We start from the raw sequence: 16,288 nt of genomic DNA, 5'->3' as shown, positions 1-16,288 counted from the left end.
GGTCGGAGGGATTGCTCTTCTATTATTGACGATTTGCCAGAAACTCTTGTACTCGCTGCCAAACCTGTTCCACCAAAGCAGGGCTGTCGGCATCAAACCACTCGATCGCCGGATCAGCCCGAAACCAGGTGCGCTGTCGTTTGGCAAATTGGCGTGTATGCAGCACCGTGAGCGCTTTCGCTTCTTCCAGTGAAAGGTCTCCAGCCAAATGTTGCTTAAATTCGGCATAGCCCAACGTGTCCAGCAACGGCAACTCAGCACCATATTTCTGGCACAGGTATTGCACCTCGTCTGCAAAGCCAGCCGCCACCATTTCTTCAGTTCGCTGAGCAATGCGGTGATCGCTCTGCTCCACGCTTTCACAATCCAAGCCAATTTGCAGAATGGGATAGGTCGGTGGCTTCTCGCCCTGCTGCGCCGACAGCGGGCAACCCGTCACGTAAAAAACCTCCAGCGCTCGTAGCGTCCGCACCCGATCATTAGGATGAATCTTTGCCGCCGCATCCGGATCGACCTGTAGCAGAAACGCATAAAGCTGTAGTTGCCCAAGGGCTTGTAGCTGTGATCGCAACTCCATGTGAGGCGCGACTTGCGGAATTTTTAGCCCACGGACGATCGCTTTGATGTACAGTCCAGTACCGCCAACAAGCAAAGAGGGATTAGGGAGTGAGGAGTAGGGAATGGGGGAGGTTTTAGTTTTAAGTTTTGAGTTCGTTTCTGAGTTCTGACTTCCGACTTCTGCCCCCCCAGATTCCCCACCCTTGCCTTCTGCCTTCTGCCTCCTGCCTCCTGCCTTTCCCCCTTCAATCAACGCCTGTGCTTTCTCCTGATACTCTGCTACGGTCAGCGTCTCGGTGGGATCGCAAATGTCAATCAAGTAATGGGGCACCTGCTGTTGCTCGGCGATCGAGGGTTTGGCAGTGCCGATGTTAAATTCTCGATACACTTGGCGCGAATCGGCACTGAGAATGACAGGATCAACTCGTTTTGTTTCACGGAGGCGTTTTGCTAGGGCGATCGCCAGCCCCGATTTTCCTGTAGCTGTGGCACCGCAAACCACTATCAGATATGGTACGGATGTATTACTTTCGGTTAAACTAGAGTTGGTGGGCAACGGTACAGTTAAAAGAGGTTGATCCATCCCTATCATAAATGACGCTTGAAATCGCCCTAAAAGCGCTTAAAACCCTTTTGTGTTATAATTTTGATAGATTTTGCTATTATGAAGCCTGTGACAGCCTCAGGCTAACTATCGGAGCGCCTCATCCATGACGAACAATTACGATACCGAGCAGATTCGAGTCTTAGAAGGTCTTGAAGCTGTACGGATGCGTCCGGGTATGTACATTGGCACCACCGGACCACGAGGACTGCACCATTTAGTCTATGAAGTTGTTGATAACTCCGTCGATGAAGCGCTAGCAGGCTATTGTACCGCTATTCAAGTGGCGTTGAATGCCGATGGCTCCGTCACAGTTGAGGATGACGGTCGTGGCATTCCCACAGGCATTATCCCTCGCACAGGCAAATCTGGCGTAGAGACTGTGCTGACGATCCTCCATGCGGGCGGCAAGTTTGGAGATGGCGGTTACAAAGTATCAGGTGGGCTGCACGGAGTTGGTATTTCAGTCGTCAACGCCCTCTCTGAATGGGTAGAGGTCAGCGTTTGGCGAGAGGATAAGGTTCACGTCCAGCGCTTTGAACGGGGCGCGGCAGTGACCGAGCTAGTGGAGCATCCTAGTACAGAAATACGTCGAGGCACCACGGTTACGTTCAAGCCAGATGCTCAGATTTTTACAACGACGGTTGAGTTTGACTATGCCACGCTGTCTGGGCGGTTGCGCGAGTTGGCATACCTCAATGGCGGTGTGCGAATCACCTTTACAGACTATCGGCTGGATGTCATTAAGAGCGATGAGCCACACGTTGAAACGTATTTCTATGAAGGCGGTATCCGTGAGTACATCGCCTACATGAACCGCGATAAGCAAGCGTTGCATGAGGAAGTGGTCTTTGTGCAGGGTGAGCGCAACAATGTGCAGGTAGAAGTCGCCTTGCAGTGGTGCGTTGATGCGTACAGTGACAACCTCCTGGGCTTTGCAAACAACATTCGCACGATCGACGGTGGCACCCACTTGGAAGGCTTAAAGGCGGTACTGACGCGAACGATGAACTCGATCGCCCGCAAACGCAACAAGCTGAAAGACGGTGAATCGAACCTGGCAGGGGAGAACGTACGTGAAGGTTTAACGGGCGTGATTTCGGTTAAGGTGCCGAACCCTGAGTTTGAAGGACAAACCAAGACGAAGCTAGGGAATACTGAAGTTCGGGGTATTGTGGATTCCTTGGTTGGTGAAGTGCTGACGGAGTACCTGGAGTTTCGTCCCGGTGTCGCCGATGCCATCCTGGAAAAAGCGATTCAGGCATTTAACGCTGCCGAAGCGGCACGACGGGCGCGTGAACTAGTACGGCGGAAGTCGGTACTGGAGTCGTCTACATTGCCTGGTAAGCTGGCAGACTGTAGCTCTAGAGATCCATCGGAATCGGAAATTTTTATTGTAGAAGGTGACTCTGCGGGCGGTAGTGCGAAACAGGGGCGCGATCGCCGCTTCCAGGCAATTCTGCCACTGCGGGGCAAGATTCTCAATATTGAAAAAACTGACGATGCTAAAATCTACAAAAACACAGAAATTCAGGCGCTTATTACCGCTCTAGGTCTGGGCATTAAGGGTGAAGATTTTGATCCATCCAATCTCCGCTATCACCGCATTGTCATCATGACCGACGCAGATGTGGATGGCGCGCATATTCGGACGCTGCTGCTCACTTTCTTCTACCGCTACCAGCGATCGATGGTGGATCAGGGTTACATCTACATTGCCTGCCCGCCACTATATAAAATTGAGCGGGGTCGCAACCATCACTATTGCTACAGCGAGCGTGAACGCGACGAGATTATTGCTGGGTTCCCAGAGAACGCTAAGTACGATATCCAGCGCTTTAAAGGGTTGGGTGAAATGATGCCGCAGCAGCTTTGGGATACCACCATGAACCCAGAGAGCCGCACCTTCAGACGGATTGAGATTGAAGATGCAGCCGAAGCCGATCGTATCTTTACCGTCTTGATGGGCGATCGCGTGGCTCCTCGTCGTGAATTTATTGAGGCAAACGCACCTAAATTGAATCTGACTGACCTGGATATTTAGGTGCATTTTAACGATAGGCAAAGCTTGCTTTGTCTGTCGTTATGGTTTAGCGGTGATTCGTTGACTATGCTGCATTGCTTCTCGTCGATGGGCTGCCTGCCAGCGGCGACGTTGCCAGAGCGCAAAGCCAGTCATTGCAAGAGCTAAAGGGGCGAACCCGACCAGGCAGTAAAGCATACGAGTGAGCCAGCCTCCGTAATTGCCGACATGCAAGATATATTGAGCCGACATAATGCGGGTAGCAAGTGACGCTTGTTTAGGATTATCAACTCGCAAAGCGGCTCCCGTGTATTGGTCTAGATAAAGATAAGGATCTTTATTAAATTCATGTTCTTGTGGGAAATGCATCCAAACATTGAATGTGGCTTCTGGTTTCTTTGCGGGAAAAAACTTGAATAGTTTGGCACCCGGCAAGGCGGCTTCAGCTTTTTGCAGTATTTCATCGATCGCCATTGGCGCTTTACCCATAGCAACCTGTGAAGCTACTTCTACTGGTTTTGAGGTTTGCGTTAGATGATAGACTGCATTCTCAAAGGGTGTCCAAAAGACCATTGCCATGCCAGTAGCAGCAATCAGTGACAGAAAAGCAACTGATAAAACTCCGATCGCCTTATGTACGTCATAGTGAATCAATTGCCAGGGCGCCCGCCAGCGAATCGTCAAGCCGTACTTCAGGTTGCGCCAGCCATTCCACAGTGCTAGACCCGTGATTCCCATTAGTAGCAATAGTCCCCCACAGATACCAACCATTTGCATCCCAAACTCACCAGCCAAAAGGTGAACATGCAGTTCGATTAAGAAGCCCCCGATCGTCTGTTTCCAGGGGCGAGAGCCAAGCACCTCACCGTTAAAGGGATTGAGATACACATCAGTGTAATCGTCCTTAGCACCTGCCATCATCACCGTATAGGCGACATCGGGTGATGATGGCACCGTGATGCGATGTACTTTTAGGGCGGGATAAAGTTCTTTTGCACTCTCCACAAGTTCCTGGTGCGATTGCATCGCTCCCTGTGGTTCCACATGCCATAACTGAGGATTGAAAGCATGATCCAGCTCATCAGAGAAAATCAACAAACTTCCCGTTAAGCTAATGATAATGAGCAGAAGACCGACTAAAAGACCAATCCAGCGATGCAAAATCAGAGCAGGAATGCGTAATCTCATCGCTAAAACTCTACTGATACAGTGCCAGAAATAGTGAAAGGCGCACCGGGAATGACTTGTAAGCGATCGCCAAACGAAGATCCGGTGAAGTGCTCTACATTAAAGAGGTTACGGGCGTTCAATTGCGCCTTCCAATTGTTGCGTCGGTAAAACAAGGCTGCATCCGTGCGGAAATAGCTGGGTAATTCAAAGGTATTATCCAAATCACCTGATCGAGCCGCAACGTAATAGAGTCCTAGCCCGACCCCTAACCCCTTCAGATTCCCCGTTTGAATCTCGTACGTTGTCCACAAACTGGCAGTCCATTCAGGAATGTTGTCTAAAAAATTGCCTACAGGTAGCACGTTATCTTGTGTGATCCGCGCATCTATATAAGCGGTGGAGGCAATGATGTTCCATCCGGGCAAAATTTCGCCCAACACATCCAACTCAATCCCCTTGCTAGTGACTTCCCCAGTTTGAATCTGGAATAGCCCCGATGGATCGTTGGGATCAGCAGTGGTGACATTTTGCTTAGTCAAATGATAGGCTGCTAGCGTAGCAATGAGTCTGGGTGTGACTTGAGCTTTCACCCCGACTTCAAACTGCTCACCCGTTTCCGGCTCAAAGGCAGAATTATCACCGTTACGCGCAGCCGCAAAAGACGGTCTAAACGATCGCGAGTATGACCCATAAAGAGATACTGTTTCACTGGGTTGGTAAACAATCCCAAAGCGTGGAGTCACAGCCCCATCAGACTGTTCAAACTCCTGGCGTGGATCAGGCTGAAATTCAAATACCCGGTTTTGTTTAAACGTGTCGTAGCGAGCACCTAACAAAAGCTTCAAATTTGGGAGAAGTGCAATTTGATCCTGCACATAAATCCCGACTGTACTGGTGGTGTCATCCCGATAGCCAATTGGATCCTTGGGATAGCGCAACCTGGCATAAACCGGATTGAAGATATTGATCGATGGATACTCAAACCCAAAGCGAAACTCAGGCTTTTCAATAGTTTTGCTGTATTCAAAGCCGAATAATAATTGATGGGCAATGGAACCAGTGGAAAACTTGCCCAGCACATTCGTATCAGTGAAGAAGTTTTCGTAATAACCTCCAGCCCAATATTGCGATCGCAACAATTCCCCTGTCACTTCATCCAATGCATCCGGCTGGGGACCATAACGCTCAGGTCTCTGTTTCTGATACCGGAAGTTGTTTCGCACTGACCAGTTATCGCTAAAGCGGTGATTGAACACATAGCCAACACCAAATTCCTCCTTGCTGAAGTTGCTAAACGGTTCATTCAAAAAACGCCCAATGGGAATATTGGCAGGTCGATCGCCGATCGCAACAAGCCCAGTGTCGTAGCCGACCGAATCATCGGTATACTCAGCATCCAGCCTTAATGAGGTATTAGAACCCAGTTGAAAGGTAAGAGAAGGGGCAAGAAAAAACCGTTGCTTGTCTACAAAATCGCGAAAACTACCTGCCGTTCGGTAAGACGTATTGAGACGGTACAGAATAGTCTTCTCATCATTTAAGGGACCAGATAAATCTACTGCCCCTTCATGGGTATCAAAATTCCCAATGGTTAATTGTGCCGCGTAGTAGGGATCGCGCAATGGTTGTTTCGTCACCAGGTTAATAATGCCACCCGGTTCCACTTGCCCAAATAAAATGGATGCCGGACCTTTGAGCACCTCAATCCGTTCTAAGTTGGTGGTGTCAGGAGAACCAAACGTGAATGTACGAACACCATCTCGAAAGAAACTTCCCTGAAAGGTAGAAACCTGAAAACCACGAAGGAAAATTAAATCCTCATAGCCCTGGTACTGCCCTAAATTGCTGACTCCACTGACATTTTGTACTGCATCTCCAACTCGAATCACCCGCTGATCATTCAAGACTTGGCGCGGAACGACTTGAACAGAACCAGGAATCTCCAAAATGGGGGTATCTGTTTTTGTGGCAGTAGAGCTATTGGGCGCAAAGTAACCCCGCTGCCCTTCTCCTGTCACCACAATTTCTTCATCCAGGTCGCCCTCTTCTGGATTAAGGCTATAGGCTAATGCTCCAGTTCTTAGGGTTACTTCTGACATGGGCAGCGCCTTACTGCCTGTCACGTTTACTCGGATGGTGGAGGCATCCAACTGCGTCACACGGACATTAGCAATTTCCTCACTCGGATTCTCAGCACTGAACTCCTGAGCATTGGGTAGCGCCAGCACCGCATTGGGAATATCTGCAATCAGGCTAGTGCCTTCAGCCCGAAAATTGGTGGCATCGATTGAAAGTGGTTTGCCTTCTTCAATTTCTAAGACGACATCCAAACCATCATCAACGCGATTCACTTGCACATCTGTGACCGTCACAGGAGCGTTTTGACTGATCAGTTTTGAGTTTTCGAGTTTTTCCTCCCATTCTTTGAGGGTTGTGGCAGGGCGATCGAAATCCTTCAGTCGAGTCCCTACCGCTGCCTGGCTCTGAGCTTCTACCGCCGCTAATTTCTTAACTTGAAGTTCCCTCACCTCAGCCTTTGCATGGGCAAGATTCAGTGACAGTAGAGACGCGATCGTGATCCCCAACCCTAAATGCATTTGATTCACAATACTTCTCCACACACAGACGATGGTATTTGCAACAAAAACTGCCCGCCATTAGTAGACGGATGACACTACTTCCCCAACTGTTTTGCCAAAGCCGGTTTAGCTTATTGCGAATTAGTTTTAGTAATGGTTAAAAACTTATGATGGCTGGTGACTAAAGTCAAGCTTTTCCGCATCAAAAGATAAGGTGGACTGGATCAACTGAAGCAGGGATAATGCTTCTCCAGAAAGGGCTTCAGCTTTTTAGAGCCGACAGATGCCTTAAAGAAGCCATCACTTTTCTGAATAAGCTGCCTTGAACGATTGAGAATTAGTCTGATTGCTTTCTGTTTCGCTAACGCTAATTTCACTTTTAGCGATCGTGTACATTGCGATACGCAGCCGTAATTAATTTGGCTGACTACTTGATATAAGTTCCTACTAAGCTCTATAGTGCTTTTGAAATCTTCTGTCAGTTTGTTGCTTGTTCAACTTTGACAGCTTGGTCTGCAACTCCAATATTCCTAAGAAGTGCTATGCAAAGTCTGGGTCAAATTCTAGTGGCAGCAGGGATTGTGGGGATTCCTCTGCTTTTGTTTTCGGTTGTGGCAATCGCCCTCATTATAGAACGCACGATCTTCTGGTATCGCGTCAACCGCCGTCAGGAAAAGGTAATTAAAGAAGCGTTGGCAATGTATCGAACTGATCCGTCTCTGGCTATCGAAAAGCTAGAACGCAATATTGATCTGCCGATGGCGCGCATCTTTTTAGCAGCAATGTCACTCGAAGAGGCAGAACCAGAAGAACTGGCGCTAGCACTCGACGGTGCGACACAGGCAGAAGTCCCCATCCTTAAGCGCTTCAGCAATGGGTTTGATACTATTGTTACGATCTCGCCATTGCTGGGCTTGCTCGGTACTGTGTTGGGACTGATTCAATCCTTTAGTGCGCTCAACTTGGGCGATGTTGGCGGTACCAAAACGGCTAATGTCACTGCTGGTATTAGTGAAGCCTTGATCTCAACGGCATTCGGTTTAGTGGTAGCACTGGTAGCACTATTTTTCGCTAACACGTTTCGAGGATTCTATATTCGCCAACTGGCAATGATTCAAGAACACTCGGCAGAGTTGGAACTGCTACACCGTAGACGGTATAAGAAAGTTTTGGAGGCTTCCTATGCGACGACGCGCGATCGATGAACCCGAAGTACCATCTCAGATCAACATCGTGCCGATGATTGACGTGATCTTTGCCATCCTCACGTTTTTCATTATGTCTACGCTGTTCCTGGGACGGTTTGAAGGGTTGGCTGTCAACTTACCCAAAGCCCAATCTGCCAAGCCACAAAAGACCATTCGTGCCACAGTTACCCTCGACAAACAAGGCACTCTTTACCTGAACAAGTCACCCCTCGCGATCGACACCTTGTCTAATGCTGTGCGGCAGCTCGACGAACCCGGTAAGGATCTGGTTGTGGTACTCAACGCCGATGGTTCCGTTACCCACGATCGCGTGGTGGCTGTGATGGATCAAATCCGCCAGGTGGAAGGCGCAAAAATGGCGATCGCAACAAAGCGGCAGTGATGGAAACTACAGGATGAAAGATAACGATGAAAGATAAGGGATAAGGGATGAAAGATAAAACTATTACCTTCTTGCAGATAGACTTCATCTAGCTGCAAACTGCTGTCTTTCTCTATTCTCCCCATCCCATCACCTTTTTTATTCCACCACTCCTTCATCCCATCCCCCCTTCATTCTTCACCTCTTCACTCTATTACCTCTTCAATTCCTCACTCCTCACTCTTCTAATGCCCTCATGAACAGTATTGAAACGATCATTCAACAGCGACAAAAGGAACGCAAAGCGCTGAAGCTTTTTCTGCTGTCTAGCCTGGTTGGTTCGCTAGCGTTTCATGCTGGCGTAATGGCACTCAAAGTGGGCGATCGCGGGGGAAACCTGCCGATCGATCCCACCGAAGAGGAGATGGAGGTAGTAGTCGACGAAGCATCGCCAGAGCAACCTATTCAGGAGTCGATCGCCGCGATTGAGCCACCCTCTGAGCCAGAGGTGACAGACGTGCCAGAAGAAGTTGCCTTTGCGCCAGAGGTTGCGGCGGCACTACCTCTAGCACCTGATCGCTCAACGCCACTGGAAAAAGGTGAAGATGCACCCAGCGATCAACCCGCTACTGCCCCAGAAGCCGCCCAACCCATGACCAACAGCACGGGTGATACCAGCCTGAAGTTGGGTGGTGGTCCTCTTTTCAAACCCTTTGGTTTAGGCAGCGGTTTTGGGAACGCGGAGCGACCCACGGGCTTTAACCCTCTAGGTATTCCCACTGGTGACCCAAAGGGTAAACCGGGTGGAGTGCCAAACGGTAACCCAAATGGTAAACCGGGTGGCGACCCAAGCGGTACACCGGGTGGATTTCCTGGCGGTACTGCAACCCGGACAACGGCACCTCCTGTATCCACTCCAAAGCCGAATAAACTTTCTTGCTTAAGCTGCCCCCTACCAAGGTATCGGGGATCTGAGAGCACGGCTAGCGTTGAGATGAAAATTCAACCTGATGGCAGTGTACAAGTACGGTTGCGAAAATCTAGCGGTGACCCGGAAACAGACCGTGAGACGCTGGAAACTATGAGCAAATGGCGGTACGATCCCAAAACTGTTCCTGAAGGCGGTATAAAGAAACCGGTGAAGTTGGAATATGAGGAAGCGGGTTCCGCTCGCCAGCGGCGAAATCAAGAGCGTCGTCGCGAGGAAGCGGAACGTCGGCAGGTCGCAGAACAGGAGCAGCAACGACGGGAAGCCCAAGAGCGGCAACGCCAGCCGCCAGCCACTGCCGTCGAAGCACCAGAAAAACCTGCCCCTGCTTCTCCGCCTACGGCACCCTCTACCGCTAAGCCTGCTGCCGATCCAGCACCTGCACCTGCTGCGGAAACATTGCCTTCCCCTGTGGAAGCCGCACCGGAACCTGCCCCAGAACCAGAGCCCGCACCAGAACCGGCACCAGAACCTGCCCCGGAGCCAGAGCCCGCACCAGAACCGGCACCTGCTCCCGAACCTGCTCCAGTAGAAGCGTCTCCACCTCAAGCGCCCTAATCAGCAGGGGTGAAGAAGTCTCTTACCAGGTCTTTAACCTCTCCCTAGTGCGACACTGACACGTTCTCCTTTAAACCGTCAGGTTCGATCGAGAGTCGTCCGATTGAGGGAAGGAGGTAGAAAAACGAGGAGAATGGACGGTAGTGCTAAAAGAATGCTACACGATCGACTTTCGCATACGCTCGGCTGAATGCCAGATATTTAGCACGCCCAGAGCCGTCTGAAAAGCTAACGAAGAACGTGTTTGTTTAGGCTTATCTAATGCATAAGTGCCGCTTTCAAGGCACCTTGACTACTCCTTGTTGCAACACCTGAATCGACCCAATTGCAAGCTGAATTGGAATCCAACTGAGCAAACAAATGAGTGTTGCTCGACGGGTGCTAAGGTTCAAGCCCTCACGCGTTGCCACAATAACTGCTAGTAGACTCCACACTGCCAAAATTAATTCAATCGGTCGTCCTAACAAAGGGATCAGCGTCAAAATGTTAAGCACTTGTGGGGCATAGGCAAAGCCGACCGGACTCAACAAATCACCGTAGGTTGGATCGATCGGTTTTAGCCACTGCCCAACTTTAAAGATGATGAATGTCCACAGGTAGTATCCTGCAATGACGCTCAGCCCATCGACTAGAAGTGCGAGCAGCAGAAACAATCCACTCGCTCGATTGATAAGCAAAATAACAGCGCTTCCCAGCACATGGGATATAGCCGCTAGCAGCACAATTGTGAGAGCAAGACGGTGCGTTTTGGGCGTATTCTGGGCGTGCTCATACAAGTTGGACTTGAGGGCGATCGCGTGCCAAAGGGTTTGCCAAAAGTTTTGTTGGGATGGCTGGTGAGTCACGCTATCTTAGGGCTGACGAAAGAGGCTCATGATCAAGCAATTTGTTTCCTACGCTACATTACACTTAAGTTAGCCGCCGTACAAGCAAGGGCATAAGCAACACAGATGGCTAATCTCCTCAAACAACTACTGCTACGGTTAGCAGGTGGCACCTCTAAGCTGCTAACCGTAGCAGCCGTTGTGCTGTTGTTTTGGGGAACCTTTGCTCCCGTAGGTACTTTAGTCTGGTGGCTAAACCAGAGTACAGAGAGTCTAGGCAAGCAAAGGCAGCCTAAGCAACTGCCGACAAATGAGGGTACCGCTTCCACCGCTCGTTCTTCTAACATTAATTGCTACATCATTTACTTACCCGGTGTCGGCGATTTTTCCACCAACCAATTAACGTCTGGTGAAGAGTGGTTTTTGGATCAACTGGTGCGTTTACATCCCAATTGTGTTGCCGTACGCGATGTCTTTCCCTACTCTGCTGAAAACAAAGATTTGGGTGGTCAACGGTTTCTATCGCCTCTATGGCACGCGATCGGGCGTGAGGATGGTTGGCTAAAGAATGCTGACGTGCTGATCAAAATTCGCAATCTGTGGCGGTTAGCAATTTCGGCAGACGATCGCTACGGACCTGTTTATAACCAGGGTATTGCCGATGCCATACTGGAGCGCATGAATACGGTACAGCCGATCGCGCGCAACCCCCAGCAGCCACTTAATTTAGTGCTGATTGGCACCAGCGGTGGCGTACAAGTGGCACTGGGTGCTGTACCGTATCTTGATCGCTGGCTGGAGGCTCGAGTCACAGTTGTCTCGTTGGGTGGAGCGTTTAACGGCGAAGAAGGTTTTGGCATTGCCGACCATGTTTACCATCTGTATGGAGAGCGAGACTGGATTGAGAATATCGGTCCCGTTGTTTTTCCGTCACGCTGGCGTTGGTCTTTTGCGTCTCCTTTAAATCAAGCACGGCAGCAAGGGCAATACACCGCTCTCAGCAGCGGTAATCATGCTCATGATGGCGATGAGGGCTATTTAGGGTTGGCGATCGCTGAACCTAAAACGACCTTTGTTGCACTAACGCTCCAGAAAGTCCATCAACTGCCGTTCTGGAAAACGTCAACCCGTCGAGATCTGAATCACGCTCCTAGGGAGTGAGCAAACGTTCTTAGAGCTTTTGGTTGCATCGATCTAGTGTTTGGGTGGTCGCAACGGTTGAAAGACATTGGTTAGCGCTCTAATGAACGCTTGCTATCCTATGTTTATTTGGTGGAGGCAAGTCTTTGTCACCAGGTTGTAGTTATCGCTTGCTGCGCCAATAGAACCAGATTAACTTGTCAAACCGACTGCAACCTGATGCAACGATTCAAAGTCAGCGCTCGATCGCCTCACCTCACACCTCCTGATCGGAAGCCCAAAATGCTTAACATAGAGGAGAAGGAGGGCTGCGAATGAATGGACAACGAACAGATCCCTTCCCCAAGTTTGGGGAGATGGGGCTACGTATGCAGGCATTGAATTGGGCAGAAACACCAGCAGGCGCTGTGGAATCCTGGTCACAAAGCTTGAAATCAACCGTTCGCACGCTCTTAAGCTCACGCTATCCAATGATCCTGCTATGGGAGCAGGAGCTGATTCAACTTTACAATGATGCCTACATCAATCTGATTGGCACCAAACATCCCTACGCACTAGGACGATCGATCCGGGAAACCCAAGCCGAATCCTGGGATGTCATTGGACCCATGATCACCGAAGTGATGACGACCGGGGTTCCCAATTGGGTGGAAGACCAGATGCTGGCAGTAAACCGCTCTGGCTACAACGAGGAAGCTCACTTCAGCCTGTCTTACAGTGCAGTCGAAGATGACACAGGCGTGGTTCGCGGGATGCTCTGTGTCTGTAGCGAAGTGACTAAACAGGTGTTGGGGGAGCGTGGCTTGCGTTTGCAGCGCGACCTGGCAGCACGGGCTGGTGAGACGCGCAGTGTGGATGTAACCTGTCAGGATATTCTGGCGGCGATCGCTGAGTATCCGCTGGATGTGCCGTTTGCTCTGATCTATCTGCGCGATGGTGACAACCAAATGCGACTCTGTGGCAGCGTGCGGCTAGATGGAAATCAGGCGCTTGTCCCAACGACTGTCTTACTGGCAGACGCAACCGATCGCTGGTCTTTGGCAGAAGCCATGACGGGTCAAATCGCAATCATTGAAAGTCTTCATCACGACCTCACCATTCCCGGTGGACCCTGGAACGAAACCGTGCAGCAAGCGATCGCCTTGCCCATTCCCTCATCCAACATGTCTGCACCGTTGGGGGTGCTGATCTGTGGCATCAGCCCCAACCGTGCTTTGGATGAAGGCTACCAGTCATTTTACGAGCTTCTAGCGGGACAGGTTTCGGTCTCGATTCGCAATGCTCAAGCCTACGAAGAGGAACGCCATCGCGCCGAGAAGTTGGCAGAAATCGATCGAGCAAAAACGGTCTTCTTCTCTAATGTCAGCCATGAGTTTCGGACACCGCTGACCTTGATGCTCAATCCGCTCGAAGAGGCGCTCCAAAGTGGCAACTTACCTGCCGCCGAACAAGAACAGATTACCGTGGCACACCGCAACAGCCAGCGCCTGCTAAAGCTAGTCAACACGCTGCTCGACTTTTCTCGCATTGAAGCGGGTCGCACTCAAGCCGTTTATGAGCCAGTTGATCTGGCAAGTTTGACTGCCGATCTCGCTAGTGTGTTTCGAGCGGCGATCGAAAAGGCAGGCTTACAACTGGTTGTGGATTGTCCACCACTGGCTGAACCTGTGTATGTCGATCGGCAAATGTGGGAGAAGATTGTGCTCAACCTGCTCTCCAACGCCTTCAAATTCACATTCACAGGACAAATCTCAGTTTCACTGCACCCTGTAGAAGACGCAGTTGAACTAGTCGTCAAAGATACGGGCACTGGCATCCCAGCCCATGAGTTACCACGTCTGTTTGAGCGTTTTCATCGCGTTGCCGAGGCGCAGGGTCGCTCCTACGAAGGCTCAGGCATCGGCTTGTCGCTAGTGCAAGAGTTGGTCAACTTGCATAACGGTACAGTGACGGTGAGCAGCGTTGTGGAGTCGGGGAGTACTTTTGTTGTGCGGCTGCCCATGGGCTATGCGCACCTGCCGTCAGAGCAGATTCAGGTGAGCCAAACCCAGACTGCAACGGCTTCAAGCGCAACAGCGTATGTCGAAGAAGCCTTGGGGTGGGTCGTAGAGCCTAAAGAAGATCCAGCAGCTTTACCGCAGCGGGCTTCCGCCCGGATTTTGTTAGCCGATGACAATGCCGATATGCGTCACTACCTGCAACGGCTCCTGCGTGCACAGTATGACGTAGAAGCCGTTGCCAATGGTCAAGCAGCCCTGGAAGCCGCTCGTATCCAGATGCCTGATTTGGTACTAACTGATGTGATGATGCCCCAAGTAGACGGCTTTGAGTTACTGCGGCAACTTCGGCTCGATCCCCAAACGCGTGAAATTCCTATCCTGCTGCTCTCAGCGCGGGCGGGTGAAGAAGCTGCCATTGAGGGGTTAGAAGCGGGAGCGGATGATTATTTGGTCAAGCCCTTTAGTGCACGAGAACTGTTGGCACGGGTGGCAACGAATTTAGAGTTGGGTCGATCGCGCCAGGCTGCTAACCAACAACGCTTTCGCTTTCTGGCAGAATCAATCCCTCAAATGGTATGGACAGCCGATGCTGAGGGTCGAGTTGATTATTACAGCCCTCGCTGGTTTGACTACACCGGGTTAACCCTGGCGCAATCTCAGGGGTCGGGATGGCAGGATGTTATCCATCCAGACGATCGTGCAAGCAATATCGAGGCATGGACTCAAGCCGTTGAGAAGGGCGTGAGCTACGACATTGAACAGCGCTTGAGGCGAGCGGATGGCAGCTATCGTTGGCATCTGACCCGCGCCCTCCCCATGCTTGATGAGCAGAGCCAGGTCATACGCTGGTTTGGCACCTGCACAGATATTACCGATCGCAAGCAAGCGGAAACAGCACGAGAACAACTGCTGCAACAAGAAAAAGCGGCACGAGAGGCTGCTGAACAAGCAAATCGTCTTAAAGATGAGTTCCTGGCAGTGCTATCTCACGAGTTGCGATCGCCCCTCAACCCAATTTTGGGCTGGGCAAAGTTGTTAAGCAGTGGCAGGTTGGATGCGGTCAGAACCCGTGAAGCAATCAATACGATCGAACGCAATGCCCAACTTCAATCTCAGTTAATCGAAGATCTGCTGGATATTTCCCGCATTATGCAGGGCAAGCTGACGCTGAAGGCAACGCCCGTAAGTTTGCCATTTGTCGTTTCAACGGCGATCGAAACGGTGCGACTAGCTGCCGAAGCCAAAGCGATTCAGATCAAAACCAGCTTTGAGCTCACCGTGAATCAGATTTACGGCGATGCCGGTCGATTGCAGCAAGTAGTATGGAACCTGCTCTCCAACGCAGTAAAATTTACGCCTCCTGGAGGGCGAGTGGAAGTGCGACTAGAGGAGATAAGGCATGGAGAATCGAAAACGCAGAAGAGGGAAAACCCAAGCCACTCCCCACTTTTGACTCCTTACGCCCCTACGTATGCTCGCATTACCGTTACTGATACTGGCAAAGGCATCAGCCCCAAGTTTCTCCCCTATGTCTTTGAGCATTTCCGTCAGGAAGATGGAGCCATCACGCGCAAGTTTGGCGGGCTGGGCTTAGGCATGGCGATCGCCCGTCAAATTGTCGAACTGCACGGCGGCAAAATTTGGGTTGAGAGTCTCGGTGAAGACCAGGGCACCACGTTCATCGTCGAATTACCCCTTTTAAGCGATGAGGGAGCAAGAAAGTGGGGAAGTGAAGAAACGCAGCACTCTGGCACGTCATCATCCCATTACCCTCTCTCCGGCTTGCGAGTGTTAGTAGTCGATGATGACCTAGATTCACGAGCATTTGTAACGTTTGTGGTAGAGCAAGCGGGAGCGGAAGTGACAGCAGTTGGCTCTGCGATCGAGGCTCTCCAAGCGCTACAAACCACACCTTTTGATCTTCTTTTAAGTGATATTGGTATGCCAGAGATGGATGGCTACGCGCTGATGCAGCAGATACGGGCAATGCTATCAGAGCAAGGTAAAGACATTGTAGCCATTGCCCTGACCGCATATGCCGGAGAATTTAATCAGGAGAAGGCTCTCTCAGCAGGATTCCAGCATCATGTTTCTAAACCTGTAGAACCGGAGCGCTTGATACGTGCGATCGTCACGCTTTTAAGCCAAGCTAATTCAACTGTATGAATCATTATGGTTAGGTCATGGTACTACAACTCTCTACAAGCGGTTGAAACTAATGCTTTAGACACATGGCCTTCAACTGGCTAACCCTGACAACCTTTTGCCAAGCAAT

The 16,288-nt window shown here is 50.6% G+C and carries 10 protein-coding genes; 6 read left to right on the top strand and 4 right to left on the bottom strand.

Annotated elements, in window-relative coordinates; translation table 11 throughout:
• Positions 1 to 22 precede the first annotated feature (22 nt).
• Complete coding sequence (miaA, locus tag H6F86_RS06510; RefSeq protein ID WP_190447296.1) at positions 23 to 1,141, bottom strand: tRNA (adenosine(37)-N6)-dimethylallyltransferase MiaA; 1,119 nt, start codon at positions 1,139 to 1,141, stop codon at positions 23 to 25.
• A gap of 127 nt (positions 1,142 to 1,268) precedes the next feature.
• Between miaA and gyrB the strand changes: the two genes are divergently transcribed.
• Entirely contained in the window at positions 1,269 to 3,206 is a 1,938-nt protein-coding gene (gene gyrB / locus H6F86_RS06505; protein WP_190447295.1) for a DNA topoisomerase (ATP-hydrolyzing) subunit B, read from the top strand.
• 39 nt (positions 3,207 to 3,245) lie between these two features.
• On the opposite strand, the gene H6F86_RS06500 is transcribed toward gyrB, so the two are convergent.
• Positions 3,246 to 4,373 (bottom strand): PepSY-associated TM helix domain-containing protein, encoded by a 1,128-nt coding sequence (locus H6F86_RS06500; protein WP_190447294.1) that lies wholly within the window; start codon positions 4,371 to 4,373, stop codon positions 3,246 to 3,248.
• A gap of 2 nt (positions 4,374 to 4,375) precedes the next feature.
• Entirely contained in the window at positions 4,376 to 6,952 is a 2,577-nt protein-coding gene (locus tag H6F86_RS06495; RefSeq protein WP_242033405.1) for a TonB-dependent siderophore receptor, read from the bottom strand.
• A 524-nt stretch (positions 6,953 to 7,476) separates the two neighbouring features.
• Between H6F86_RS06495 and H6F86_RS06490 the strand changes: the two genes are divergently transcribed.
• The 3 genes from H6F86_RS06490 to H6F86_RS32745 all read left to right on the top strand — a co-directional run bounded on the left by H6F86_RS06490 (position 7,477) and on the right by H6F86_RS32745 (position 10,049).
• A complete protein-coding gene (locus H6F86_RS06490; RefSeq protein ID WP_190447292.1) occupies positions 7,477 to 8,139 on the top strand; it encodes a MotA/TolQ/ExbB proton channel family protein in 663 nt (220 codons plus the stop codon).
• On the top strand, positions 8,117 to 8,524 hold the full coding sequence (locus H6F86_RS06485; RefSeq protein WP_190447291.1) for a biopolymer transporter ExbD: 408 nt from the start codon (positions 8,117 to 8,119) through the stop codon (positions 8,522 to 8,524). Before H6F86_RS06490 ends, H6F86_RS06485 begins: the two co-directional genes overlap by 23 nt.
• A 235-nt stretch (positions 8,525 to 8,759) precedes the next feature.
• Entirely contained in the window at positions 8,760 to 10,049 is a 1,290-nt protein-coding gene (locus H6F86_RS32745) for an energy transducer TonB (RefSeq protein ID WP_190447290.1), read from the top strand.
• Between the two features lie 278 nt (positions 10,050 to 10,327).
• On the opposite strand, the gene H6F86_RS06475 is transcribed toward H6F86_RS32745, so the two are convergent.
• Entirely contained in the window at positions 10,328 to 10,894 is a 567-nt protein-coding gene (locus H6F86_RS06475; protein WP_190447289.1) for a YIP1 family protein, read from the bottom strand.
• 105 nt (positions 10,895 to 10,999) lie between these two features.
• Here H6F86_RS06475 and H6F86_RS06470 point away from each other — a divergent pair, with 105 nt between their 5' ends.
• Positions 11,000 to 12,034, top strand: a complete 1,035-nt coding sequence (locus tag H6F86_RS06470) for a hypothetical protein (protein WP_190447288.1) — start codon at positions 11,000 to 11,002, stop codon at positions 12,032 to 12,034.
• Between the two features lie 293 nt (positions 12,035 to 12,327).
• Entirely contained in the window at positions 12,328 to 16,179 is a 3,852-nt protein-coding gene (locus tag H6F86_RS06465; protein ID WP_190447287.1) for an ATP-binding protein, read from the top strand.
• The last annotated feature ends 109 nt before the right edge of the window (positions 16,180 to 16,288 follow it).

Source organism: Phormidium sp. FACHB-592 (assembly GCF_014695795.1).
Lineage (GTDB): Bacteria > Cyanobacteriota > Cyanobacteriia > Leptolyngbyales > Leptolyngbyaceae > Stenomitos.
Note: the sequence above shows the minus strand (reverse complement) of the source record. Positions and strands in the feature narration are given on the sequence as shown.